The organism is Bradyrhizobium sp. ORS 285 (genome assembly GCF_900176205.1).
GTDB lineage: Bacteria > Pseudomonadota > Alphaproteobacteria > Rhizobiales > Xanthobacteraceae > Bradyrhizobium.
In genome coordinates, this window is sequence record NZ_LT859959.1 from 7,540,043 (window position 1) to 7,563,723 (window position 23,681).

The 23,681-nt window shown below is 65.5% G+C and carries 23 protein-coding genes; 13 read left to right on the forward strand and 10 right to left on the reverse strand.

Annotated features, from left to right (window positions below):
- Window positions 1-75: 75 nt before the first annotated feature.
- The 5 genes from argG to BRAD285_RS33945 form a co-directional block, all read right to left on the reverse strand.
- Window positions 76-1,422 (reverse strand): argininosuccinate synthase, encoded by a 1,347-nt coding sequence (argG, locus tag BRAD285_RS33925; RefSeq protein ID WP_006611872.1) that lies wholly within the window; start codon window positions 1,420-1,422, stop codon window positions 76-78.
- Window positions 1,423-1,526: 104 nt separating this feature from the next.
- Window positions 1,527-2,306, reverse strand: coding sequence for a phosphatase PAP2 family protein (locus tag BRAD285_RS33930; RefSeq protein ID WP_006611873.1), 780 nt, complete (start codon window positions 2,304-2,306; stop codon window positions 1,527-1,529).
- A 39-nt stretch (window positions 2,307-2,345) separates the two neighbouring features.
- On the reverse strand, window positions 2,346-2,828 hold the full coding sequence (locus tag BRAD285_RS33935) for a hypothetical protein (protein WP_006611874.1): 483 nt from the start codon (window positions 2,826-2,828) through the stop codon (window positions 2,346-2,348).
- A 167-nt stretch (window positions 2,829-2,995) separates the two neighbouring features.
- Complete coding sequence (rlmN, locus tag BRAD285_RS33940) at window positions 2,996-4,207, reverse strand: 23S rRNA (adenine(2503)-C(2))-methyltransferase RlmN (RefSeq protein WP_006611875.1); 1,212 nt, start codon at window positions 4,205-4,207, stop codon at window positions 2,996-2,998.
- Between the two features lie 111 nt (window positions 4,208-4,318).
- On the reverse strand, window positions 4,319-4,945 hold the full coding sequence (locus tag BRAD285_RS33945; protein ID WP_006611876.1) for an invasion associated locus B family protein: 627 nt from the start codon (window positions 4,943-4,945) through the stop codon (window positions 4,319-4,321).
- Window positions 4,946-5,239: 294 nt separating this feature from the next.
- On the opposite strand from BRAD285_RS33945, the gene BRAD285_RS33950 reads away from it, so the two are divergent.
- From BRAD285_RS33950 to BRAD285_RS33960, 3 genes are all read left to right on the forward strand, one after another.
- The gene (locus BRAD285_RS33950) at window positions 5,240-6,214 is read left to right on the forward strand and encodes an NADPH:quinone oxidoreductase family protein (RefSeq protein ID WP_006611877.1); all 975 of its coding nucleotides are present in this window, start codon (window positions 5,240-5,242) and stop codon (window positions 6,212-6,214) included.
- 480 nt (window positions 6,215-6,694) lie between these two features.
- On the forward strand, window positions 6,695-7,702 hold the full coding sequence (locus tag BRAD285_RS33955; protein WP_006611878.1) for a hypothetical protein: 1,008 nt from the start codon (window positions 6,695-6,697) through the stop codon (window positions 7,700-7,702).
- A 145-nt stretch (window positions 7,703-7,847) separates the two neighbouring features.
- A complete protein-coding gene (locus BRAD285_RS33960) occupies window positions 7,848-9,023 on the forward strand; it encodes a TAXI family TRAP transporter solute-binding subunit (protein ID WP_006611879.1) in 1,176 nt (391 codons plus the stop codon).
- Window positions 9,024-9,124: 101 nt separating this feature from the next.
- On the opposite strand, the gene BRAD285_RS33965 is transcribed toward BRAD285_RS33960, so the two are convergent.
- Window positions 9,125-9,541 carry a YkvA family protein gene (locus tag BRAD285_RS33965; RefSeq protein WP_006611880.1) on the reverse strand — a complete coding sequence of 139 codons (417 nt, stop codon included), beginning with the start codon at window positions 9,539-9,541 and terminating at the stop codon, window positions 9,125-9,127.
- Window positions 9,542-9,652: 111 nt separating this feature from the next.
- On the reverse strand, window positions 9,653-9,955 hold the full coding sequence (locus tag BRAD285_RS33970; RefSeq protein WP_006611881.1) for a 4a-hydroxytetrahydrobiopterin dehydratase: 303 nt from the start codon (window positions 9,953-9,955) through the stop codon (window positions 9,653-9,655).
- A gap of 478 nt (window positions 9,956-10,433) precedes the next feature.
- Between BRAD285_RS33970 and BRAD285_RS33975 the strand changes: the two genes are divergently transcribed.
- A complete protein-coding gene (locus BRAD285_RS33975) occupies window positions 10,434-11,780 on the forward strand; it encodes a TAXI family TRAP transporter solute-binding subunit (protein WP_006611882.1) in 1,347 nt (448 codons plus the stop codon).
- A gap of 158 nt (window positions 11,781-11,938) precedes the next feature.
- On the forward strand, window positions 11,939-13,510 hold the full coding sequence (locus BRAD285_RS33980) for an alkaline phosphatase (RefSeq protein WP_006611883.1): 1,572 nt from the start codon (window positions 11,939-11,941) through the stop codon (window positions 13,508-13,510).
- A gap of 21 nt (window positions 13,511-13,531) precedes the next feature.
- Here the strand turns inward: BRAD285_RS33980 and BRAD285_RS33985 are convergent, their stop codons facing one another.
- Window positions 13,532-13,906, reverse strand: a complete 375-nt coding sequence (locus BRAD285_RS33985; protein WP_006611884.1) for a response regulator — start codon at window positions 13,904-13,906, stop codon at window positions 13,532-13,534.
- Window positions 13,907-14,072: 166 nt separating this feature from the next.
- Here BRAD285_RS33985 and BRAD285_RS33990 point away from each other — a divergent pair, with 166 nt between their 5' ends.
- The 8 genes from BRAD285_RS33990 to BRAD285_RS34030 all read left to right on the forward strand — a co-directional run bounded on the left by BRAD285_RS33990 (window position 14,073) and on the right by BRAD285_RS34030 (window position 21,594).
- Entirely contained in the window at window positions 14,073-14,834 is a 762-nt protein-coding gene (locus tag BRAD285_RS33990) for a Crp/Fnr family transcriptional regulator (RefSeq protein WP_006611885.1), read from the forward strand.
- A gap of 86 nt (window positions 14,835-14,920) precedes the next feature.
- Window positions 14,921-15,640: a prolipoprotein diacylglyceryl transferase gene (locus tag BRAD285_RS33995; RefSeq protein ID WP_006611886.1), complete on the forward strand. Its 720-nt coding sequence runs from the start codon at window positions 14,921-14,923 to the stop codon at window positions 15,638-15,640.
- Window positions 15,621-17,033: a radical SAM protein gene (locus tag BRAD285_RS34000; RefSeq protein ID WP_006611887.1), complete on the forward strand. Its 1,413-nt coding sequence runs from the start codon at window positions 15,621-15,623 to the stop codon at window positions 17,031-17,033. Before BRAD285_RS33995 ends, BRAD285_RS34000 begins: the two co-directional genes overlap by 20 nt.
- A gap of 306 nt (window positions 17,034-17,339) precedes the next feature.
- Entirely contained in the window at window positions 17,340-17,588 is a 249-nt protein-coding gene (locus BRAD285_RS34010) for a hypothetical protein (protein ID WP_006611889.1), read from the forward strand.
- Window positions 17,585-17,821, forward strand: coding sequence for a hypothetical protein (locus BRAD285_RS34015; RefSeq protein ID WP_006611890.1), 237 nt, complete (start codon window positions 17,585-17,587; stop codon window positions 17,819-17,821). The genes BRAD285_RS34010 and BRAD285_RS34015 overlap by 4 nt, the downstream gene beginning before the upstream one ends.
- Complete coding sequence (locus BRAD285_RS34020; protein WP_006611891.1) at window positions 17,814-18,080, forward strand: hypothetical protein; 267 nt, start codon at window positions 17,814-17,816, stop codon at window positions 18,078-18,080. The genes BRAD285_RS34015 and BRAD285_RS34020 overlap by 8 nt, the downstream gene beginning before the upstream one ends.
- A 280-nt stretch (window positions 18,081-18,360) precedes the next feature.
- A complete protein-coding gene (typA, locus tag BRAD285_RS34025) occupies window positions 18,361-20,187 on the forward strand; it encodes a translational GTPase TypA (RefSeq protein ID WP_006611892.1) in 1,827 nt (608 codons plus the stop codon).
- A gap of 162 nt (window positions 20,188-20,349) precedes the next feature.
- Window positions 20,350-21,594, forward strand: a complete 1,245-nt coding sequence (locus BRAD285_RS34030; RefSeq protein ID WP_006611893.1) for an NAD(P)/FAD-dependent oxidoreductase — start codon at window positions 20,350-20,352, stop codon at window positions 21,592-21,594.
- A 99-nt stretch (window positions 21,595-21,693) separates the two neighbouring features.
- Here the strand turns inward: BRAD285_RS34030 and BRAD285_RS34035 are convergent, their stop codons facing one another.
- Both BRAD285_RS34035 and BRAD285_RS34040 read right to left on the reverse strand, forming a co-directional pair.
- Entirely contained in the window at window positions 21,694-22,581 is an 888-nt protein-coding gene (locus tag BRAD285_RS34035) for a LysR family transcriptional regulator (protein WP_006611894.1), read from the reverse strand.
- 8 nt (window positions 22,582-22,589) lie between these two features.
- Window positions 22,590-23,660 (reverse strand): YeiH family protein, encoded by a 1,071-nt coding sequence (locus tag BRAD285_RS34040; protein WP_006611895.1) that lies wholly within the window; start codon window positions 23,658-23,660, stop codon window positions 22,590-22,592.
- Window positions 23,661-23,681: the final 21 nt, after the last annotated feature.

The following is a 23,681-nucleotide window of genomic DNA, read 5'->3' on the forward strand; positions in this document are numbered from 1 at the left end:
CGGTGGTTATGGGTCCCTGCGTTCGCAGGGACGACACCGGTGATCGTCGCAAAAGTATCGCCAGGGTGGCCCCGCTCAGCTCTTGTCGCCCTTGTCGTGGCCGAGCTGGAAGATCTGTGCGCCGTCCGAGCCCGACAGCAGGCCGGTGTCGGAATAGAGCTTCAGCTTGGTGCGGGTGTCGGTGATGTCGAGGTTGCGCATGGTCAGCTGGCCGATGCGGTCGGCGGGCGTGAAGGCGGCGTCCTCGACCTTCTCCATGCTCAGCCGCTCGGGCTGATAGGTCAGGTTCGGGCTCTCGGTGTTGAGCAGCGAGTAGTCGTTGCCGCGGCGCAGCTCGAGCGTCACCTCGCCGGTGATGGCGCGCGCGACCCAGCGCTGCGCGGTTTCGCGCAGCATCAGGGCCTGCGAGTCGAACCAGCGGCCTTGATACAACAGGCGGCCGAGCTTCATGCCGCTGATGCGGTACTGCTCGATCGTATCCTCGTTGTGGATGCCGGTGACGAGCCGCTCATAGGCGATGTGCAAGAGCGCCATGCCCGGCGCCTCGTAGATGCCGCGGCTCTTGGCCTCGATGATGCGGTTCTCGATCTGGTCGCACATCCCGAGACCATGACGGCCGCCGATCACATTGGCCTCCAGGAACAGCGCCACCGGATCGGTGAAGGTCTGGCCGTTGAGTGCGACCGGCTGGCCCTCCTCGAAGCGCACGACCACCGTCTCGGGCTTCACCGCGCAGTCCTCGCGCCAGAACGGCACGCCCATGATCGGGTTGACGATGCGGATGCCGCTCGAAAGGCTCTCGAGATCCTTGGCCTCATGGGTGGCGCCGAGCAGATTGCTGTCGGTCGAATACGCCTTCTCGGCACTCATTTTGTAGTTGAAGCCGTTGGCGGTGAGGAACGCCGACATCTCGGCGCGGCCGCCGAGCTCGTCGATGAACTGCTGGTCGAGCCAGGGCTTGTAGATCTTGAGGTTCGGGTTGGTCAGCAGGCCGTAGCGGTAGAACCGCTCGATGTCGTTGCCCTTGTAGGTCGAGCCGTCGCCCCAGATGTTGACGCCGTCCTCTTTCATCGCGGCGACCAGCATGGTGCCGGTGACGGCGCGGCCGAGCGGCGTGGTGTTGAAGTAGGTCGCCCCTCCCGTCGAGATGTGGAAGGCGCCGGACTGGATCGCGGCAATGCCCTCATGCACCAGCTGGGTGCGGCAATCGACCAGGCGCGCCTTCTCGGCGCCGAAGCTCATCGCCTTGCGCGGGATCTCGTCATAGTCGGACTCGTCGGGTTGGCCGAGATTGGCGGTGTAGGCGAAGCAGCGCGCGCCCTTCTGTTTCATCCAGAGCAGCGCGGCGCTGGTGTCGAGGCCGCCGGAGAAGGCGATGCCGACTTTCTCGCCCTTGGGGAGGCCTTTGAGGATCGTGGTCATGGGGGAGTCCAACCGGTGTTGATGGCCGCAATATTCCGAAATTCGCGCGCGGATAGCAGATTTCGCCCCGCTGGGCACGCGATTAATCGCCCCTCAGGCCGCGCTCAGCCTGCGGGGCTGGTGTCCGGCTGGCGGCGGCCGAACAGGCGGCGCATCAGGCGGAAGCCGGGCATGGCGAAACGGGTCAGCGCAGCATCGACGCCTTCATCCGTCAGGCGCGTGGACGGCCAGCGGTAGATGTAACCATGGGCCAGCCAGATCACGAGGAAAGTGACGAGCCCGGCGGCGGAGATGTCGGTGAAGAAATGGCCGCCGAACGCCATGCGCAGCACGGAGGTGGCCAGCCCGAACAGCACGGCGGCGGCATAGGCGAGGGGACGGATCGCCGGCGGGGTCAGCGCGGCCGGCGCCAGGGTCCAGAAGGCGGTGGCGCCCTCGCCGGAGAAGAACGAGCAGTTGCGCCCGCAGCCGCCGCGCGGATCCCAATACGGCACGAACTGCATGTCGCCGCCGAACTCGGTCACCACCACGGGACGCGGCCGGCCCCAATAGGATTTGAAGGTGAAATTGGTGAGCACGCCGGCCGACAGCGACAGGGTCAGCAGCAGGAACGAAATGGTGCGGCCCTTCACCAGCAGCGGCCGGTCGGGCCGGATCAGCTTCACCACCAGTGCGACGATCGAAGGCAGCGCGAGGCCCCAGGCGATCCACATCGCCGCGTCGCGTGCGAAGGCGGCATAGCCATCGAGCTTCAGCGGGAAGCTGCGCGTGTGCGGATCGTAGAACAGCGCGGCGAGCTTGAGGTCGAGCTCGGGATAGACGCCGAACAGCACGCCGATGACGAGCGCGAGCGACAATGCGATGAAGAGGCCGTTGCGGTTCATGGCGCGCGGTTTAGCGAAAGCGGATGGCGATGGAAAGGCTCAGCGCGGCGATCCCGACGGAAGAGGCGGAGGCGGGGGCAGAGGCGGCGATTCACGCCAGCGGCCGGCATTGCGGCCGGCGATCAGCCAGTAGACGAGGCCGCCGAGGATGCCTGCGCCGGTCAGGATCTCGAGCTGGCGGCGGACGATGCCCTCGAAGTGGAATGTGTCGGGATCGAACGGGATCAGGCCGAGATAGCAGGCCGCGCCGACCAGACCACCGCCGATGGCGTAAGCGAGCACGCTGCGGATCGAGAACGCCTCCGTGATGAGGGCGATCAGCAGTGCCGGGATCAGCGCGAAGCCCGACACGAAGATGAAGCCGAAGCCGATGACGACCTGGAGCGCGCTCTGGTCGATCGGCCCGATGCCGATGTCGGAGAATTCCGGAATCAGAATCGCGGTGACGACGACCAGCCCCGCGACGAAGGATGCGAGCACGAAGGCGAACGCGATCACGATGAGACGGCCGATCAGCGCCATGGCTTTAGACCTGTGGTACGCAAGGAGGGCCCCGCTTTCTCCACTCGTCATGGCCGGGCTTGACCCGGCCATCAATCACTGAAGAACTGTTCGCGGAGAGCGATGGATGCCCGGGTCAAGCCCGGGCATGACGATGTGTTGCTTGGTGATACAGGCGAAAACGACAACTAATCCGTCATTGCCATCGCGCGCAGCGCCTGGCGCTCGCGGGCGGACAGCTTCTCGGTCTCCGACTTCAACTGGCCGCAGGCGGCGAGGATGTCGCGGCCGCGCGGGGTGCGCACCGGCGATGAGTAGCCGGCATTGAAGACGTACTCCGAGAATTTCTCGATCTGCTCCCAGTCCGAGCATTCATAGGCCGAGCCCGGCCATGGATTGAACGGGATCAGATTGATCTTGGCCGGAATGCCCTTGAGCAGCTTGACCAGCAGCCGGGCGTCGTCGAGCGAATCGTTGACGCCCTTGAGCATCACATATTCGAAGGTGATGCGGCGGGCATTGGAGGCGCCGGGATAGTCGCGGCAGGCCTGCAAGAGCTCGGCGATCGGATATTTGCGGTTCAGCGGCACGAGCTCGTTGCGCAGCTCGTCGCGCACGGCGTGCAGCGAGATCGCCAGGGCCACGCCGATCTCCTCGCCGGCGCGCTTGATGTTCGGCACCACGCCGGACGTCGACAGCGTGATGCGGCGGCGGGAGATGCCGATGCCCTCATTGTCGGAGACGATCAGCAGCGCGTCGCGCACCGCATCGAAATTGTACAGCGGCTCGCCCATGCCCATCATGACGATGTTGGTGATGAGACGGTTGCCGTGCGGCGTCTCGCGATCGGCCCAGTCGTTCAGGCGGTCGCGCGCCACCATGATCTGGCCGACGATCTCGCCGGCGGTGAGGTTGCGCACCAGACGCTGCGTGCCGGTATGGCAGAACGAACAGTTCAGCGTGCAGCCGACCTGGGAGGAGACGCAAAGCGTGCCGCGATCCGTCTCGGGGATGTAGACGCATTCGACCTCGTGCGCCTTCTGCAAGCCATCACCGCTCGGCAGCCGCAGCAGCCATTTGCGGGTGCCGTCATTGGAGATCTGCTCAGCGACGACCTCCGGACGGTCGACCGTGAAACGCTCGGCCAGCGTGGTGCGCGTGTCCTTCGACACCGACGTCATCTCGTCGAAGGAGCTGGCGCCGCGGAAATACAGCCAGTGCCAGAGCTGCTGCACCCGCATCTTCTGCTGCCGCTCCGGCACGCCGAGTTCGCCGAGCGTCGCGGCCAACTCCGCGCGCGACAGCCCGATCAGCGACGGCTTGGCCGGCGGCACGTAGGTTTCGAGCGGAGTCTTTTCGAGGGGCGCGGCGGCTCCGCGCAGCCCGGCAGTCGTTGCCATGTCCAGGGGCCCAAAATGCTGCCCGGCCGCTGCGGCCGAAGGCGTCGTCAGGCGTTATATAACGATCCGGCCGGCAAATGCGACCCGCGACGAGCGGTATCGAAGGCCGGCTTACCGCCGGCAATCCTGGGCGATACGGTCGAGGGCCTGGGAGAGGCCCTTGAGCGAGAACACATCCGTGGTCTCCGTGCCCTTGGCCGAGACGCCCTTCACCACCGCCTCGGGCGCCTTGCGCATGGCCTCGACCATGCGCTCCTCCTCGGCCGCGTTCTTGATCCACAGCCCATCGCCCTGGGCGTACATCGCATAGGACGCGCCGCCGACATCGAGCGATCCGTCGGCGCCGGGCTTGAGCGCGTAGCCGATCATGATCGAAACCTCGTTGAACACCTTCTCGGAGGGACGGGTCGAGACGAAGGCGTAGGCGGGATCACGCGGGCGATTGGCGGGTGTGGTCTTCGACGAGGCCGGCTTGGCCAGCGCGAAGCAGACCTTCTTGCCGCCGGGAGCCGCGGTGTACGCCCCCCAGCCGCCGAACTGGCCGATCAATGTCGGTTCCGCGCCGCCGATGTTGGGGACCGCAGGCTTCGCCTCGGACTTCGGCGCTGCCTTCGGTTGCGGGGAGGGCGCGCCCTTGGCTGGCGCCTTCGGCGCAGCCGTCTGAGCGGCGGCAAGGCTCGGGCCTCCGAGCACGAGCGCGCCGGTGGCCAGCGCAGTCGACAATCGCAAAAACAACATGATTAAGCTTACGTCCCCCGCGATCTCGTTCCACCAACATTGTGACTGGAAAATGGCCCGGATTCGCAGACCGTCCGGGCGAGGGATAGCGGCTTCGCGGCTCGCTTGCAAAGCGGATCGACAGGGCTGGTGAACCGCTCCGCGGCCAGTTCATCGCGCTCGCTGTTCCGAGAGGCGGTATTCTCGGACGACCTCTTCGCAGCGGCGGCGTGTTGGCAATTGTCGGGCGTGTGCAAATCCGGCATGACGTTCCAAAAGCCCGGCACGATCCGGACAAAAGCTGAAGGAGCGCCCATGAAAGCCATTCTCTGTTCGCAATATTGCCAGCCCGATGACCTCGTGTTCGCCGACGTGCCCGATCCGGTGGCCGGTCCCGGGGAGGCCGTGATTGCGATCAAGGCTGCGGCGCTGAACTTCTTCGACATCCTGATGATCCAGGGCAAGTACCAGATCAAGCCGCCGTTCCCGTTCTCGCCGGGCGCGGAGGTCGCGGGCGTCATCGAGAGCGTCGGCGAGGGCGTGACGGATCTCAAGGTCGGCGATCGCGTGGTCGCGTCCTGCGGACACAACGGCGCGCGCCAGAAGATCGCGCTGCCTGCGGCCTCGATCGTCAAGATTCCGGACAATCTCGACTTCGACCGCGCCGCCGGCATCATCATCATCTACGGCACGGCGCTGCACGCGCTCGAGGACCGCGCCAGCCCGAAGCCAGGCGAGACGCTGGCCGTGCTCGGGGCCGCCGGCGGAACCGGACTTGCGGCATGCGAACTCGGCAAGTTGATGGGGCTGAAGGTGATTGCCTGCGCCTCCTCGGACGAGAAGCTCGAATTTGCCAAGCAGCATGGTGCCAGCCTGACGCTCAACTACGCCAAGGAGGATCTGAAGGAAGGCCTGCGCCGGCTGACCGACGGCAAGGGCGCCGACATCATCTTCGATCCGGTCGGCGGCACCTATGCCGAGGCGGCGCTGCGCTCGATCGCCTGGGAAGGCCGCTTCCTGGTGATCGGGTTTGCCGCGGGTGACATTCCGAAGATGCCGCTCAACCTGGCGCTGCTGAAGGGCTGCGACATCCGCGGTGTGTTCTGGGGCGCCTGGACCCGGCTCAATCCGGCGAAGAACCGCGCCAATCTCGAGAAGCTCGTGCAGTGGACCGCCGAGGGCAAGCTGTCCTCGCATGTCGACCGCACCTTCCCGCTGGCGCAGACCGCCGACGCGCTCAAGGTGCTGGCGGGTCGCCAGGCCATGGGCAAGGTGATCCTGCATCCCTGACGATGTCACACTGAAAGCCTCGGAGCGCCGCCGCTCCGAGGCTTTCAGTGTGCGGTTCGGGCAAGTCTGGCAAGTCGTCCTGGTGGCGTGGAGCCTACTCTACACGTGAGCAGAAATGTTGCGAGGAAGTCGCACGTTGGTCAGAAAATGATACTGCTCGCTTTGGGCCTCCTGCAACCCAGGGCAGAAAATCCGAAAACGAGTGTTTCTTGGTTAACGCAACTCAAGAACATTGTGGCAGGGTTAATTCCCGCGCTTGCTCGTTGTTATTTCGGTGTTTCTCGTTTTGCTGCCGCGCGAATTCGCGTGTGCGTCGTCACAATCAGATCAAAATATTTCCAGAATCGCGCCAGCTCTCGTCCACTTTTAGTCGGATTCAATTAGTCAATTAGTTGTCGGCAGTGGGGTGCCTCTAGCAATCGTGACGCGTCTCGAGCTTCTGACGGGCTCGGGACCAAAATGTATGTTGCGTGAAGTGAGATGGGGATGAAGGCCATGGCTGAGCGGACGACACGCGGGAAGTTCAACGACAGATCTCCACCCGGTCCTGACTTCAGGCCTTTCCCGGACGATGCCCCCGAGGCGCGTCCGTCGAATTATCGATTCGGCCGGTCCGCCCAGGATCATCACTATCCCAACGACGAATCGATGCCGATGTTCCTCTCCGAATATGAGAGCGGCAATGAAATCGAGAGCACCGAGTTCGAGGACCAGTGGCCGGTGCGGACCCGCAAGGCCTCGATCTCCTCGCGCATTCTGCTCGCAGTGGTGGCGGCGGCAGGTGTTGCCGTGCTGTTTGCGCTGGTCACCTCGGACGCGACGCGCGACCTGATCGCCAGCGCCAAGGCCTCGATGGTGGGCTCGGCGCCGGATCCGACAGCGCCTCCGCAGGACAGTGGCACGCAGCTCACCGCGCGCGACATGCAGTTGAACGACCCGGTGCGGTTGCCGCCCGAGCCCCCGGCGGCGGCGACGCCGATGCAGACGGCCGCCGTTGCTCCGACGCGTGACGACATCGCCAATGCCTACCAGACGGCCTTGCAGAACCGGGTGCCCAGTCCGCCCGCTCCGAGCGCCGCGGCCGCGCCTGTAGCGCCCTCCGCCATGGCGCCGTCCTCGATCAACTCGCCGGGTGCGGGAGCTGCGATCGTCGCCCCCGGCTTCGGCTCGGTGACCGCGGCGCCGCCGCCTGCCGCCCAGGCCCGCCGGCTGGATCCGGATGAGCTCGCCGGCATCATGAAGCGCGCCAAGGGACTGCTCGCCGCCGGCGACATCCCCTCGGCCCGCCTGTTGCTGGAGCGTGCGGCAGAAGCTCAGGAGCCGGCGGCTGCCCTGATGCTGGCCCAGACCTATGATCCGCACGTGCTGGGAACCAAGGACATCCGCAACATCAACGCCGATCCGGCCGCAGCTCGCAACTGGTATCGCCGCGCCGCGCAGCTCGGTTCGTCGGAAGCGCAGCGCCGGCTGGATCAGCTGCAGAATTGAGCTGGCGCGACGGTCCTTGATGCCGCCGCGTTCGATTTTCGCACTTTGCGCATGATGCTCGAGCTGTTCCTCGGCGCCGCCTTCGTGCAGGGCGCGCCCGTGTTCCGGCCCGCGATCGTGCAACAGCTTTAGATCGAGGGGATACATGCGACGTCTTGTTGGAGCGGCCATTGCCGCAATGATGATAGCGTGCGGTTTTTCCGCCCACGCCGAAGAAGGCGAATTCGATCCGGCGAAGGTCAGCGACGGCCTGAAGGCGATCTTCCAATTCGGCTCGGTGCAGACCAAGCAGGCGCTCAACGCCAACACGGTGACTCTGATCACCGGCACCATCGGCGGCACCTATGTGCAGTTCGGCGCTGACCTCGCCTCGCTGCTCGACGATGGCAACAGCCTGCGCGTCCTGCCGATCGTCGGCCGCGGCTCGGTGCAGAGCGTCGCCGACATCCTGTTCCTGCAGGGCGTCGATCTTGGCGTCGTCCGCGCCGACACGCTCGATTATCTGGAGCGCAAGGGCTTCGCCAAGGACATCAAGAAGCAGTTCACCTACGTCACCAAGCTCTACAACGAGGAAATGCAGGTCATTGCGCCGCGCGCCATCCGCAACCTGCGCGACCTCGAGGGCCGCCGTGTGAGCGTCGACCTGCCGAACGGCGGCACCTTCGTGACGGCGTTGACCGTGTTCGAGCGCCTTAACCTGCGCGCCAACTTCCTCTACATCGAGCAGCGCATCGCGATGGAGAAGCTGAAGCGGGGCGAGCTCGATGCCGTCATCGTGGTCGGCGGCAAGCCCTACAAGTCCGTCAGCACCTTCGTGAATGACGGCCGCTTCCATCTCGTCAACGTCGACTATGACCGCCCGCTGCAGACCGACTATCTGCCGGCGACGCTGACGGCCAAGGACTATCCGAACCTGATCGCCGAGGGCGAGAAGGTCGATACGATCGCGGTGCCGGCGGTGCTCGCGGCCTATAATTGGGCGCCGAACACCGACCGCTATCGCAAGCTCGCGACCTTCGTCGATGCGTTCTTCACCAAGTTCCCGGCGTTCCAGAACCCGCCCTTCCATCCGAAGTGGAAGGAAGTCTCGCTGTCGGCGCCGCTCGCCGGCTGGCAGCGGCTGCCGTCCGCCAGCAAATGGCTGGAGACGCATGCGATGGAGGGCGCCCAGCGCGACCGCTTCGATGACTTCCTGAAGCAGAGCAGCACCGGCAAGGCGCTGCCGAGCGAGGCCGATCGCGAAGCCCTGTTCAAGCAGTACCAGGCCTGGGAGGCCGAGAAGACCGGCAGCGCCCGCGCCCAGGCGCGTCCCCAGCGCTGAGCTGAGGATCGCGGCGTCTCATGCCAAAGAAAAAGCCCTGCGTGAGCAGGGCTTTTTTTTGTCTGCGCGCAAGCAGGCGACCACGCATGTCGCGTGCGCCCTCAGGCGGCCTTCTCATCCGACGGGTCGAGGTCGGCGTTCTTGTCCGCATCCAGCCGCGCGAGTGCGGCCTTCGCGGCAGCGCGATGGTCGGGCGTGATGTTCGATGCCACCATCCGGATGGCGGTGGCCAGCACGGCGGCATCATCGGTGAAGCCGAGCACCGGCATGACGTCAGGCAGGAAGTCGAAGGGCAGGATGAAATACGCCAGCGCGCCGAGCAGCGCGACTTGCACATGCCGCGGCGTCTCCTTGTCGAAGGCGCAGTAATAGGCCGCGAGCAGATCCTCGGCGAACGGGATCCGGGACACGACCTGCTTGAACTTGGTCCAGAAGCGTCGGCGCACGCTGTCGCGATCCTGCGCCAGCCGGTCGGCGGGCTCGAAGCCAACGCTGTAATCGGCGGTGTCCGATGCCATTTCGGTCTCCCCATCCAGAGAGGTGCCGCGCAGTCCCGCGGTCCTCCGGCACTCATGTGGGGATGGCCCCCCCCGCCGCAAGCGCGGAGATCTCGACGCTAAGCGTGGTGCTCAGCTGCTGATCGCCGCCGCGATCGCGTCCATCGCCTGCGCCAGCGCGATGTCGCGCTCCGTCAGTCCGCCTGCGTCATGGGTCGACAGCACCACCTCGACGGTGCGGTAGACGTTGCGCCACTCCGGATGATGATCATGCTTTTCGGCGACCAGCGCGACGCGGGTCATGAAGCCGAACGCCTCGTTGAAATCGCGAAAGGTGAAAATGCGGGTGATGGCATCGCGACCATCGAGCGCCGACCAGCCGGGAAGGGCCTTCAGGGCCGCGACGCGGGTCTCGGATGACAATCGCTCCACCATCTCTGAACCTCCCATTCATCTTGCCGGCCGATCGCCAGACACGCGCGCAGCCGAAAATCTACGGGGGTCCGCGGCACGCCAAGCGCTCCCCGCTGCCCCGCGAGACTAGATCATGATGCGTTTCGGCGGAAACGCATCATGATCTTATCTATTTGTTTGAGCATGATCTTTTCGGAAAACCGGTTTCCACTTTTCCGGATCATGCTCTAGCAGAAACAGCATCCCGATCAGAGTCTTGCGACAGAATCGGCGCGACTGGGTCATGGAACCGCCGGGTTGGTCGGCGACTGCGCTCCGGTAACCATGACGCAGATGTCACTCCGGATGGACAATAAATTTGCTACAGTTTCGCCCTAGCGAAGAACGAGGCCGGACGGAGCTGCGCGTGGCGCCGCTTCCCAGCGATCGGATCAGCGGAGGATCGGACCTGGCAGACCCCCAGACCACGCCAGCGCAGCGCTCGCAGATGCGCCCTGCCGTGTTCATCGTCATCGCCGGGATCCTCGCGATCGTCGGCGCTCTGGCGGGCGCCTACTATTTTGCCATGCGTCCGGTGGTGCTGAAGATTGCCGTCGGTCCGCCGAACAGCGACGACCTTAAGGTGGTTCAGGCGCTGACCCAGGCCTTCTCACAATCTCATGCCTATGTCCGGCTGCGGCCGGTGCCGACCGAGGGCGCCGGCGAGAGCGCGCAGGCACTGGCGTCGGGCAAGGTCGACCTCGCGATCGTCCGCGGTGACCTCGAGGTCCCGAAGAACGCGCAGGCCGTCGCGACCTTGCGCAAGAACGTGGCCGTGCTCTGGGTGCCGGCGTCGGGCAAGGGCAAGGGCAAGAAGGGCGCCGCCAAGATCACCAAGATCTCCCAGCTCGCGGGCCACAAGGTCGGCATCATCGGCCGGACGCCAGCCAACGCCAACCTGTTGAAGGTGATCCTGCACCAATACGGTGTCGATGCCGGCAAGGTGGAGATCGTGCAATTCCCGATCAGCGAGGCCGCCGAAGCCGTTCGCAACCAGAAGGCAGACGTCTTTCTCGCCGCCGGGCCGGTCAACAGCAAGATCACCGGCGATGCGATCGCGGCCGCGACCAAGGAGGGCGGCGTGCCGACCTTCCTGGCGATCGATTCGGCGGAAGCCATCGCGCAGAACCATCCCGAATACGAGGCCGCGGAGATTCCCGCCGGCGCCTTCGGCGGCTCGCCCGATCGTCCGGAGGACGAGGTCAAGACGATCAGCTTCAACCACCACATCGTCGCGCGCAGGGGCCTCGCCGACTCGACCGTGTCGGCGTTTACGCACCAGCTGTTCTCGGTGCGGCAGCAATTGCTGTCGGAATTCCCGCTGGCGGCCAAGATCGAGACGCCCGACACCGACAAGGATGCCGCCATCCCCGCGCATCCCGGCGCGGCGGCCTTCGTCGACGGCGAGGAGAAGACCTTCCTCGATCGCTACAGCGACTACATCTGGTGGGGCCTGATGGCGCTGTCGGCGATGGGCTCGGCCGGCGCCTGGTTCGCCGGCTATCTCAAGCGCGACGAGCGCACGATCAACACTTCGCTTCGTGACCGCCTGCTGGAGATGATCCCGATCGCCCGCAAGAGCGACTCGACCGAGGAGCTCGACCAGCTCCAGGCCGAGGCCGACGAGATCCTGCGCAACACGCTGACCTGCTTCGAGGACGGGGCGATCGAGCACGCAGCGCTGACGGCGTTCAACATCGCGCTCGAGCAGTTCCACAATGCGGTCGCCGATCGCAAGCTCATCCTGATGAGCATGCCGGCCAACCTGCAGCGCACCGGCGCGCAATTGCGCGCTGCCGGCACCTGAGGCGATCTCAGCTCGTCCTTGGGATTTGTGTCTCGGCAGGCGGCTACCGGTATTCGGGCGTATCGAGCACCTCCTGTAATTCCAGCGTCATCGAACTTTTCTAGGTCTGCGGCACCGTGGCAGCGCTCGTTCGCGCGCCATCCGCCCAGGAGATCCGCATGACCGTTCACCTTTCCCGCCCGAAGCTGCACAGGCTGACCCGCCGCCGCTTCCTGTCGACGGCCGCTGCCGGCGCCGCGACCTTGGCGATGCCGGGTCTGAGCCGCGCCGCCGACCGGCCGCAGATTACCCATGGCGTGCAGTCCGGCGATGTCAGCATGGACGGTGGCGTGGTGTGGGCACGGGCCGACCGGCCGTCGCAGATGCTGGTCGAGGTCGCGACCACCGAATCGTTCAAGGACGCACGCAGCCTGCCGCCGATCGCGGCGCTTCCGGAAAGCGATTTCACGGCCAAGATGCTGCTCGACAATCTGCCGAGCGGCCAGGACATCTTCTACCGCGTCAAATTCCGCGACCTCTCGCACACCGCGGTGGAGAGCGAGCCGGTGGTTGGCCGCTTCCGCACCGCGCCCGGCAACAAGCGCGACGTGTCGTTCGTCTGGGGCGGCGACGTCGCCGGCCAGGGCTGGGGCATCAATCCCGACGATGGCGGCATGTTCACGTTCTCGACGATGAAGAAGCATCGCCCGGATTTCTTCCTGCACTCCGGCGACACCATCTATGCCGACGGCCCGATCAAATCCGAGGTCAAGCTGCCGGACAACAAGGTCTGGAAGAACCTCACGGTGGAGGAGAAGGCCAAGGTCGCCGAGACGCTCGACGAATTCCGCGCCGCTCACAAGTACAATTTCCTCGACGAGAACGTCCGCGGCTTCAATGCCGAGGTGCCGATCTTCGTGCAGTGGGACGACCATGAGGTGACCAACAACTGGTCGGCCTCCAAGGATCTGCCGGCCGCCTACAAGGAGCGCAACATCCAGCTGCTCGCCGCGCGCGCGGCCCGCGCCTTCCACGAAATGTATCCGATGCGCGAGAGCATCGTCGAGCCGGGCCGGGTGTATCGCACCATCAATTACGGCCCGCATCTCGACGTGTTCGTGCTCGACGAGCGCAGCTATCGCGGCGCCAACGGTCCGAACCTCGAGGACAAATATGGTCCGGCGTCCTACTTCATCGGGCCGGAGCAGATGCGCTGGCTGAAGCAGGCGCTGCTCAATTCGCGCGCGACCTGGAAGGTGATCGCCTCCGACATGCCGCTGAGCCTGATCGTGTATGACGATGCGGCCAACAAGAAGGGCTCCGAGGCGATCGCGCAGGGCGACGGTCCGGCGCGCGGCCGCGAACTGGAGATCGCCGAGATCCTGCGCTTCATCAAGACCGCGCCGATCCAGAACACGGTGTGGCTGACGGCCGACGTTCACTACGCGGCCGCGCACTACTACGACCCCAACAAGGCGCAATTCCAGGACTTCGAGCCGTTCTGGGAGTTCGTCTCGGGCCCGCTGCATGCCGGAACGTTCGGTCCGAACGAGCTCGACAACACGTTCGGCCCCGAGGTTCGCTTCATCAAGGCGCCCGGCCTGGACAAGCAGAACCTGCCGCCCTCGGCCGGCATGCAGTTCTTCGGCCACGTCAAGATCGATGGGGCGAGCGGGCAGATGACCGTGACCCTGCGCGATCGTGCCGACGTCGCGCTGTGGTCGACCACGCTGGATCCGAAGCTCGGCTGAATCCTTGGGGCTGCGGCGTAGCTAATCGCGCCGCCGCAGCACTGCCTCCAAGGCTTCTGTCGGACAAGGCTTCGGCAGACGCGGCCGGTCCGAAAAGGCCGCCGGCACGCCGTCTGCGCCGTAACCGGTCGAGAAGGCGAAGGGAATGCCGAGCGTGCTCAGCCGCTCGGCAATCGCAAAGCTCTTTTCGCGGACGAGGCCGACATCGAGCAGCGCGAATTGCGGTGCTCGCTCCTCGATCATGGCCAGCGCCGTGACGACGTTGGCGGCGACCCTGACGTCGGCGACGCCAAGGTCGGTGATGGTGTCTTCCAGGCCGAGCGCAATGATCGGGTCGTCCTCGACGACCAGCACATGCTGGTAGAACTCGGGCACGCTGGATTGCGAGCTGGTCATATGATCTGCGGGTTCCAAGATGAAAGCTGGCTCCCGCAGCCGGCGCCTCATTGCAAGCACGCTGGCGGGTCCTGGAACCGAAGCCATCATATCGGAGTTCCTGTGTCGGTGCACTTGTGAACACAAGGAGCACGGATCACGCACATGCGTAGCGCGGGGAGCGACGATGCTGAGCCAAGGGGTGACGACACTCGCGCGGGAGCGGCCCTACAACAATCTGTTGCGCCGGCTGAGTCCCGCCGATTACGCGCTGATCTCGCCCTACCTCGTCGAAGAGGAGACCTCGCCGAATGAGCTGCTGTACCGTCCCGGCGACGATGTTCAGATCGTGCATTTCCCCTGCGGGCCGGCTCTGACGTCCTATCTCGTTCCCAATGAGGACGGCCGCGATGTCGAGACCATCCTGGTCGGCCGCGAGGGCGCTGTCGGCGGCATCGTCAGCGAAGGCTTCCTGCCGGCCTATACGCGCATCGTGGTCAAGTTCGGCGGCCCGTTCGCACGGCTGCCGCTGTCGCGGCTGGCAGCCGCCAAGCTGCAATCCAAGACCCTGCGCAACGTGTTCGCGCGCTATGCCGACTGCATGTTGGCGCAGATGTTTCAATCCACCGCCTGCAACGCCATCCACTCGATCGAGCAACGCACCGCGAAATGGATCGTCGCTGCGATGGACCGCACCGACGGCGAGCCGATCGTACCGCTGACGCACGAGCAACTTGCCACCTTGTTGGGAGTCGGCCGCAGCTATGTGAGCCGTGTCGTCCAGACCTTCAGGGCCGAGGGCATCCTCGAAACCAAGCGCGGCGCCTTCATGGTGCGCGACTTCGATGCCCTGAAGCACCGCTCCTGCCTGTGCAACGAGGCGGTGAAGAGCCATTTCGAGGAGGTCCTGCGCGGCGTCTATCCGACCGAGCAGGCCGCCACAGGCTGATACCAGCCCGGGGCTGATACGAACACGTCATTGCGTTTGATCAAGGGAACTTGCCATAGTCCGAATGCAACCGGACGATGGGAGTCATGGACGGCGCCGCTCTTCACGCGATCTTCGACGTCGCTGCCTGGCTCAGCGCGGCCGCCGCGGGCTGGTGGCTCGCGCGTGGCGCGGGTGTCCGCTTTCCGAAGCAGTCGACCGAATGGCCCTATGTCGCCGCGCTGGTGTTCGGCGCCGGGCTCGGCGCCTACCTGTTCGGGACGCTGAACCTGTGGCTGTCCGGCATGACCGGACTGGCGCGCTCGGTCGAGGGCGCGCTCGCCGGTGGCATCGTGGCGGTCGAACTCTACAAATGGCGGCACGGCATCGCCCTGCGCACCGGCGCGCGCTTTGCGCTGCCGCTAGCAGTCGGCATCGCGGTCGGCCGTATCGGCTGCTATCTCGCCGGGCTCGATGATTTCACCTATGGCACGCCGACGACCCTGCCGTGGGGGCACGATTTCGGCGACGGAGTTCTGCGCCATCCGGTGCAGCTCTATGAGAGCCTCGCGATGGCGGCCTTTGCCGCGCTCTACATCGTCGCGGTGAAGAGGCGGAACGAAGCCATCATCACCAACGGCTTCTATCTCGCTTTGCTCGTCTACGGCCTGCAGCGCTTCGTCTGGGAATTCTTCAAGCCTTATGGGCCGGTGATCGGCCCACTCACCCTCTTTCATCTGCTGTCGCTGGCGATCGCGGCCTATGCCGCGGTCATGCTGGCGACGGCTCCGCAAGCCAAGGTCCTGCATGAACGCGCCGCTGCGTAAGTCACGTCCCTACGTGTTCTGGGGACAGACGCAATCCCTCTGCGAGACCTGTCTCGCGCTGGTGCCGACCAAAATCCAGATCCTCGACAACGAGGTCTGGTACGAGAAGCGCTGCAAGCAGCACGGCGTGCAGTCGACGCTGGTCTCCGATGACGCGGCTTATTGGCGGCGCTGCAAGTCCTTCATCAAGCCCGGCGACACGCCGCTCAGCTTCCAGCGCCGCACCGAATATGGCTGCCCCTATGATTGCGGACTGTGTCCCGACCACGAGCAGCATTCCTGCCTGGCGCTGATCGAGATCACCGATCACTGCAACCTGACCTGCCCCGTGTGCTTCGCCGAATCGTCGCCGCAGCGCGCGCATTTCACTCCGCTCGCGACCGTCGAGCGGATGCTGGATGCGCTGGTCAAGAGCGAAGGCGAGCCGGACCTGGTGCAGATTTCCGGCGGCGAGCCGACCTTGCATCCTCAGTTCTTCGATATCCTCGCTGCGGTGCGCGCCCGCCCCATCCGCCATGTCATGATCAACACCAATGGCCTGCGCATCGCGCGCGAGCCGGAGTTCGTGGCCCGCTTGGCTGAGAACAAGCGCGGGCTCGAGGTCTATCTGCAGTTCGACTCGCTGTCGCGCGCCGGCCTCACCAACATCCGCGGCGCCGACCTGCGCCGCATCCGGCAGCAGGCTCTGGAAAACCTCGAACGTGCGGGCATCTCCACCACGCTGGTCGCGACCATCAAGCGCGGCGTCAATGACGATGAGATCGGCGACATCGTCCGCCATGCGCTGCAATGGCGCTGCGTGCGCGGCGTCACGTTGCAGCCGGTGCAGGACGCTGGCCGCAATGCCGATTTCAACAAGGACACCGACCGCATCATGCTGTCGGAGATCCGCCGCCGCGTGATCGAGACCGGCGTGTTCGGCGACGACGACATGATCCCGCTGCCCTGCAATCCCGAGAGCATCTCGATCGGCTATGGCCTGCGCAACGGCAGCACCGTGCTGCCGCTGACCTCGATGGTGCCCGAGGCGGAACTGCTGTCGGTGATGCCGAACACGATCAGCCCGGAGAAATACCCGGTGCTGCGTGAAAAATTCGTCGAGCTGTTCTCGCTGTCGTCGGGGCCGCTCAACACCAGCGAGCGCGTCGCCGAATTCCTCTGCTGCCTGCCATCAGTCCAGGTCCCCGACAATCTCGGCTATGAGCACGTGTTTCGGGTGACCATCGTGCAGTTTCTCGACCGCTTCAATTTCTGCGTCGCCAATGTCAAGCGCTCCTGCATCCATTTCGTCACCGAGCGCGGCGAGATCATCCCGTTCGACACCTACAATCTGTTCTACCGCAACGGCGAAATCGACGGCATCCGTGCAAGGTTGGGGAAGGCAGACACGTGAGCGATGGGCCTCCCAATCTGCCGCCGAGCGCCACGCGTCATGGCTGCCTGTCCGCACTGATGGTCGTGGGCGGCGTCGTTCTGCTGTTGCCCGGGCTATGTGCCGGGCTGTTTGCCGCTGATGCGCTGACACGTCTGAGTTGGCCCCGCGAGATCGGTCCGCTGATCCTGTTTGGGCTGTTCTGCGGTGCAGCCGGTCTCTGGCTACTTATCAGGGTCTCGCGGGGGTAGCGGACGAGGCACAGATCGCATTCTCTCGGAGTGTTATCGATGTTTCCAGCAATTCGTCTCATGATGCCTGGCCGCCATGAGTGATCGACCGATCCTTCCTCCTGAGCTTCCTCCGCAGCCACAACGCTCGGGTTGTCTTGCCGCGCTTGGGATCATTGCCGGTCTCATCCTGCTATTTCCGATGACCTGCGTCCTGGTGGCCTTCCCAAATCAGATTACGCTCAGCGACCTGATCCATCCGGTCGGGGTGCTGTTCATCGGCGCGGCCATCGCTGGCGTCGTGCTGATCGTCCTTGCCGTTCGGTCAGATCGTCGCCGTTCATGACGCCGCAGCCACGACAGTCCGCGCTCTGGATCGGCTTGAGGGTCATCCTCGGGATCCTGGTGCTGCTGATCGGGCTGGTGCTGATCGCGCCAGGCTTGCTATGTTTCGTGATGGAGTTACGCGGGCCGAGCTCCGGCAGTCCGCTCGAGGGAGTCCTGTTCTTGTTGGTCCTCGTCGGACTGCTGGTCGTGGTCTTCGCGATCCGTCTGATGCTGCCGCGCCGCCATGGATGATGATCCGTTCCACCGCCGTCCGCCGCTGTCGCCCTTCCTGGAGGAGGTGCGCAGGCCCCGTGAGCCGGTCAGCGGAGCGACCACGCTGTTGCAGATCCTGATTGCCCTCACAGGGCTGATTCTGCCGGCGGGCATCTTTTTTGCGTTTAAATTGGAGATGGTTCGGGGCGGTTTGTTCGGGCCGATCTGGGCCGTCATTGTCCTGGCTGTGCCCTCGGTCGGATTGATCGCCTGGGCGCTCTATCGCTGGTTACGCTGAGCCGGCCGCGCGCCTGAAAGGTAACCGATCCGTCCGGAATGCTTCTCGCTCCTGAAAGCAGTCATTGTTTTTTGGCATTTTTTGCATATATTGCGCCGCAACGCGTGAGGTCTGCCCGGTCGATTGGCCGGGTTTCCTATTTGGGGCTGCAGGCCCCTGCCGCCGAACGAGTTTCGCGAGCGCGCGTCGCAAAGCTAACAGCTTGATTCGACTATCATAAAGCGCGCGCCCCGCCGGGGACAGAGCACGGGCTCTTGAGAAAGCTTAGAAGACACCGATCATGAACCTCCGAAACATCGCCATTATCGCCCACGTCGACCACGGCAAAACGACCCTCGTCGACAAGCTGCTGCAGCAGTCCGGTACCTATCGCGAAAACCAGCGCCAGGTTGAGCGCGCGATGGATTCCAACGACCTGGAACGCGAGCGCGGCATCACCATTCTCGCCAAGTGCACCTCGGTGCAGTGGCAGGACACCCAGATCAACATCGTCGACACTCCCGGCCACGCCGATTTCGGCGGCGAGGTCGAGCGCATCCTGTCGATGGTCGACGGCGTCATCGTCCTGGTCGACGCCGCCGAAGGCCCGATGCCGCAGACCAAGTTCGTGGTCGGCAAGGCGCTCAAGCTCGGTCTGAAGCCGATCGTCGCCATCAACAAGGTCGACCGCCCGGACGCCCGCATCACCGAGGTCGTCAACGAGGTGTTCGACCTGTTCGCGGCGCTCGACGCCACCGACGAGCAGCTCGATTTCCCGATCCTGTACGGCTCGGGCAAGAACGGCTGGATGGCGACCTCGCCCGACGGCTCGCATGAGGACGGCATGAAGCCGCTGTTCGACCTCGTGCTCAAGCACGTAGCGCCGCCGGTGGTCGAGGAAGGCCCGTTCCGGCTGCTCGGCACCATCATCGAGGCCAACAACTATCTCGGCCGCATCATCACCGGCCGTATCGCGTCGGGCTCGGTGAAGCCGAACCAGGCCGTGAAGGTGCTGTCGCGCGACGGCAAGCTGATCGAGACCGGCCGCATCACCAAGATCCTGGCGTTCCGCGGCCTCGAGCGCCAGCCGCTCGACTACGCCGAGGCCGGCGACATCGTTGCCATCGCGGGCCTGACCAAGGGCACCGTGGCCGACACCTTCTGCGATCCCTCGGTCGAGACGCCGCTCCAGGCGCAGCCGATCGATCCGCCGACCGTGTCGATGTCGTTCATCGTCAACAACTCGCCGCTCGCCGGCACCGAAGGCGACAAGGTCACCAGCCGTCTGATCCGCGACCGCCTGATGCGCGAGGCCGAGGGCAACGTCGCGCTGCGCGTCGTCGAGTCCCAGGACAAGGACGCGATGGAAGTGTCGGGCCGCGGCGAATTGCAGCTCGCGATCCTGATCGAGACCATGCGCCGCGAGGGTTTTGAGCTCTCGGTGTCGCGTCCGCGCGTCGTGTTCGAGAAGGACCCGACCACCGGCCAGACCCTGGAGCCGATCGAGGAAGTCGTGATCGACGTCGACGAGGAGCATTCCGGCGTCGTCGTGCAGAAGATGAGCGAGCGCAAGGCCGAACTGATCGAGATGCGCCCGTCCGGCGGCAATCGCCTGCGCCTGGTGTTCTACGCGCCGACCCGCGGCCTGATCGGCTACCAGGGCGAGCTGATGACCGACACCAAGGGCACGGCGATCATGAACCGCCTGTTCCACAACTACCTGCCCTACAAGGGCGCGATCCAGGGCCGCCGCAACGGCGTCCTGATCTCGAACGACCAGGGCGAGGCCGTGGCCTACGCCATGTTCAAGCTCGAGGACCGCGGCCCGATGATGATCGAGCCCGGCTGGAAGGTCTACAAGGGCATGATCGTCGGCGAGCACACCCGCGACAACGATCTCGAGATCAACGTGTTGAAGGGCAAGCAGCTCACCAACATCCGCACCACCTCGAAGGACGAGGCCGTCCGCCTCACCCCGCCGATCCGGATGACGCTGGAAAAGGCGCTCGCCTATATCGAGGACGACGAGCTGGTCGAGATCACGCCGAAGTCGATCCGGCTGCGCAAGAAGCACCTCGACCCGAACGAGCGCAAGCGCGCCGAGAAGCAGAAGGAAGCGGTGGCGTAAGCCGCCCTCCGTTACCTCCTTCGGAATGGCCGGGCTTGACCCGCCTGCAGGGCCGAAGCCCCTGCGGCGCGGCGAACGCCCGGCCATTCACGTTTTGGGCTTGCGTGGACGACGTGGATGCCCGGCACGAGGCCGGGCATGACGACGGAGTTGGATGAGCCGATGTCTTTCCCATCCTCCATCGATATCGCGATCATCGGCGCGGGCGCGGCTGGCCTCGGTGCAGCACATGCGCTGAAGCGTGCGGGCGTCTCGTTCATCGTGCTGGAGGCTCGTGACCGCATCGGCGGCCGGGCCCACACCGTCATGGCGTCGCCCGACGTCACCTTCGACCTCGGCTGCGGCTGGCTGCATTCCGCCGACTGCAACTCCTTCGTCGCCATCGCCGAGCAGCTCGCTTTCACCATCGACAAGTCCCGCCCGCCGTGGCGCGACCAGGCCTATGAGGCCGCGTTCCCGCGCGCAGACCGCGAGGACTTCCTCTGCGCGCTGGAGGCCTTCTTCACGCGCACGGCCGACGCCGCAGCAAGCGGCCGGGATGCGCCGGCCAGCATCTGCCTGGAGCCCGGCAATCGCTGGAACGGCATGATCGATGCGATCTGCACCTATCTCAACGGCTGCGAGCTCGACCAGATGTCGCTGCTCGACTTCGAGGCCTATGAGGACACCGAGCTGAACTGGCGCATCCGCCGCGGCTATGGCGCGCTGGTCGCGGCCTACGGCGCGGACCTGCCGGTCGCACTCAACTGCAGCGTGACCCTCATCGACCACAGCGACAAGCGACTCCGCCTGACCACGTCGCAGGGCACGCTGACCGCCGACAAGGTGATCGTCACCGTGCCGACCAACCTGATCGCCGACGAAGCGCTCCGCTTCACGCCGGCGTTGCCCGCGAAGGTCGACGCCGCGGCCGGCCTGCCGCTCGGCCTCGACAACAAGGTGACGCTGGCGCTCGACGGCTGGGAGCACCTGCCGAAGGATTCCGGCATGCGCGGCCGCAGCAGCACCGCCCGCGTCGGCAGTTTCCAGCTGCGCCCGTTCGGCCAGCCCTGCATCGAAGGTTTCTACGGCGGCAGCTTTGCCCGCGAGATCGAGGCGGCGGGAGAGGGTGTCTTGGCGGCGCAGGCGATCGACGACGTCGTGGCGCTGCTCGGCAGCAACATCCGCAAGAGCCTTCGGCCGCTGGCCGAGTCGCGCTGGGGCGCCGACCCGTTCGCACGCGGCGCCTATTCGCACGCGCTCCCCGGCCATGCCGACAAGCGCGCCGTCCTGGCTGCGTCGGTCGACGATCGCCTGTTCTTCGCCGGCGAGGCCACGCCGTCGGACTTCTTCTCCACCGCCCACGGCGCCCGCGACAGCGGCGAACGGGCGGCCAAGGAAGCGCTTGCGTCGTTAGGCAGGCACTGACCACTCCACCGTCATTGCGAGCGCAGCGAAGCAATCCAGGGGCCATCCGGGAGGTGAGAGTCCTGGATCGCGTCGCTGCGCTCGCGATGACGACCGAAACTAACTCCGGCTCTCCCCCACCATCCGCAAGAACTCCCGCGCCGCCTGCGTCTGGTGATGCTCGCGATGCCGCAGGCTGTAGAAGTGCCGTTTCGGCAGTTCGAGATGGGCGACGGCGAGCAGTCCTGCTTTCACCGCCCGCATCACGACCAGCCGCGACAGCACCGTGACCCCGGCGCCGGCCTCGACGGCGCCGCGCACGGCCTCGTTGGAGGGTAGGTCGAACACCACGTCGAGCTCGGAGGGAGAGATGCCGAACCGGCCGATCGCTGCTTCGAGCACGGCGCGCGTTCCCGAGCCTTGCTCGCGCAGCACCCAACGCGCCGCCTTGAGATCCTCGACCTTCACCAATGCTCCCCGGCACAGCGGATGATCGACCGGCCCGACCAGCACCATCTCGTCCTCGGCGACCGGCTGCGCCGCGAGCACGGGGTCATCGACATCGCCTTCCACAAAGCCTAGATCGGCGGAGCCGTCCCGCACGCGCTCGGCGACCTGCTCGGTATTGCCGATCGACAGCTCCAGCCTGATCGCCGGATGCGCGGCGTTGAAGCGGTGAATGAAGGCTGGCAGCCAATATCCGGAGATCGTCTGGCTCGCCGCCAGCGCCAATCGGCCGCGCTTCAGGCCGGCGAGATCGTCGAGCACCGTCTCGGCGGCGGCGGCGCGCGCCAGCACCGCCTTGGCTTCGACCAGAAACGCCTTGCCGGCCGCCGTAAGGACGATGCGGCGGCCGACACGATCGAACAGTCTGGTCTGGTAGCGCGCTTCGAGCACGGCGACGGCCGCCGATGTCGCCGACTGCGTCAGATTGAGCTCGCGCGCCGCCTGTGTGACGTGTTCGCGGGTGGCGACGGCGACGAAGATCCTGAGCTGCTCGAGCGTCACGTGGTCTCCTACGTCGTCAGCTTCACCAGAGCGAGGCTGAAGCTCGTGATGAACAGGAAGGCCGTGAAGCCCAGCGCCGCCGGCCGCATGCCCTTGGCCTTCAGCTTGGCGAAATCCGTCTCCAGCCCCATCGCGGCGAGCGCCATCGACAGCAGGAACGTCGTCGCGGTCACGATGATCGTTTTCGCTTCGGCCGGCACCGCGACCACGCTGTTGATCCCGACCATCGCGATGAAGCCGAACACGAACCAGGGCAGCGGCGGCTGCGCGCTGGCAAGACCATGTCCGCCATGGCGCGCCCGGCGCGTCGCCAGCAGGCCGAGCGTCAGCACGACAGGGGCCAGCAGCATCACCCGCGCCAGCTTGGCGATGGTGCCGAACTCGCCGGCTTGTTGGCCCTGCTGGAACGCGGCCGCGACCACCTGCGCGATCTCATGGATCGAGGCGCCGCTCCATAGCCCGAAGGCGTGGGCGTCGAGATGCAGCAAGGCCGGGAGCAGCGGATAGACGACCATCGCGATTGAACCGAACACGGTGACGCAGGCGACCGCGTAGGCGACGTCCTCGTCATGCGCGCGCGTCACCGTGTTGGTCGCGATCACGGCCGAGGCGCCGCAGATCGAGGTGCCGGCGGCGATGAGCTCCGCGAGCTTGCGGTCGACGCCCAGCAGCCGGCCCATCCACACCGTAAACAGGAAGGTGCCGGTCAAGCTCAGCGCGATCACGAACAGGCCGCGGGCGCCGACCTCGACCACCTGCGCCGCCGTCAGCTGCAGCCCGAGCAGGATGATCGCAAACCGCAGCACGCGGCGCATGGAGAAGGCCACCCCGGGCTTGGCCCGCACTGGCGTGCCGACGATGTTATGCAGCGCCATGCCTGCCACGATCGCCAGGATCATCGGGCTGAACATCCCGAGCCCCGGCAGCTGACGTAGCCCGAAGGCGCCAGCCGCGATTGCGGCCGACAGCGCGAGGCCGGGCAGCAGCGCCGGCAGGCGGGGCGTTGCCGGCGCGTGGCCATAGACAGGGTGAGCGGCAATGGGCGCATCGGCGGTCAGATCGTGCGAGGAGGCAGCCATGGAAAAGTCTCCCAAACCAGC

Bases quoted from the DNA above. Each gene is read 5' to 3' on its own strand.
- typA (WP_006611892.1), top strand. From the start codon at position 18,361: ATGAACCTCCGAAACATCGCCATTATCGCCCACGTCGACCACGGCAAA.
- rlmN (WP_006611875.1), bottom strand. From the start codon at position 4,207: ATGGCAACGACTGCCGGGCTGCGCGGAGCCGCCGCGCCCCTCGAAAAG.
- BRAD285_RS33960 (WP_006611879.1), top strand. From the start codon at position 7,848: ATGCGACGTCTTGTTGGAGCGGCCATTGCCGCAATGATGATAGCGTGC.
- BRAD285_RS33995 (WP_006611886.1), top strand. From the start codon at position 14,921: ATGGACGGCGCCGCTCTTCACGCGATCTTCGACGTCGCTGCCTGGCTC.
- BRAD285_RS33965 (WP_006611880.1), bottom strand. From the start codon at position 9,541: ATGGCATCGGACACCGCCGATTACAGCGTTGGCTTCGAGCCCGCCGAC.
- BRAD285_RS33955 (WP_006611878.1), top strand. From the start codon at position 6,695: ATGGGGATGAAGGCCATGGCTGAGCGGACGACACGCGGGAAGTTCAAC.
- BRAD285_RS33980 (WP_006611883.1), top strand. From the start codon at position 11,939: ATGACCGTTCACCTTTCCCGCCCGAAGCTGCACAGGCTGACCCGCCGC.
- BRAD285_RS34020 (WP_006611891.1), top strand. From the start codon at position 17,814: ATGGATGATGATCCGTTCCACCGCCGTCCGCCGCTGTCGCCCTTCCTG.
- BRAD285_RS33990 (WP_006611885.1), top strand. From the start codon at position 14,073: ATGCTGAGCCAAGGGGTGACGACACTCGCGCGGGAGCGGCCCTACAAC.
- BRAD285_RS34000 (WP_006611887.1), top strand. From the start codon at position 15,621: ATGAACGCGCCGCTGCGTAAGTCACGTCCCTACGTGTTCTGGGGACAG.
- BRAD285_RS33930 (WP_006611873.1), bottom strand. From the start codon at position 2,306: ATGAACCGCAACGGCCTCTTCATCGCATTGTCGCTCGCGCTCGTCATC.
- argG (WP_006611872.1), bottom strand. From the start codon at position 1,422: ATGACCACGATCCTCAAAGGCCTCCCCAAGGGCGAGAAAGTCGGCATC.
- BRAD285_RS34030 (WP_006611893.1), top strand. From the start codon at position 20,350: ATGTCTTTCCCATCCTCCATCGATATCGCGATCATCGGCGCGGGCGCG.
- BRAD285_RS34010 (WP_006611889.1), top strand. From the start codon at position 17,340: ATGAGTGATCGACCGATCCTTCCTCCTGAGCTTCCTCCGCAGCCACAA.
- BRAD285_RS33985 (WP_006611884.1), bottom strand. From the start codon at position 13,906: ATGACCAGCTCGCAATCCAGCGTGCCCGAGTTCTACCAGCATGTGCTG.
- BRAD285_RS33945 (WP_006611876.1), bottom strand. From the start codon at position 4,945: ATGTTGTTTTTGCGATTGTCGACTGCGCTGGCCACCGGCGCGCTCGTG.
- BRAD285_RS33970 (WP_006611881.1), bottom strand. From the start codon at position 9,955: ATGGTGGAGCGATTGTCATCCGAGACCCGCGTCGCGGCCCTGAAGGCC.
- BRAD285_RS33935 (WP_006611874.1), bottom strand. From the start codon at position 2,828: ATGGCGCTGATCGGCCGTCTCATCGTGATCGCGTTCGCCTTCGTGCTC.
- BRAD285_RS34015 (WP_006611890.1), top strand. From the start codon at position 17,585: ATGACGCCGCAGCCACGACAGTCCGCGCTCTGGATCGGCTTGAGGGTC.
- BRAD285_RS34040 (WP_006611895.1), bottom strand. From the start codon at position 23,660: ATGGCTGCCTCCTCGCACGATCTGACCGCCGATGCGCCCATTGCCGCT.
- BRAD285_RS33950 (WP_006611877.1), top strand. From the start codon at position 5,240: ATGAAAGCCATTCTCTGTTCGCAATATTGCCAGCCCGATGACCTCGTG.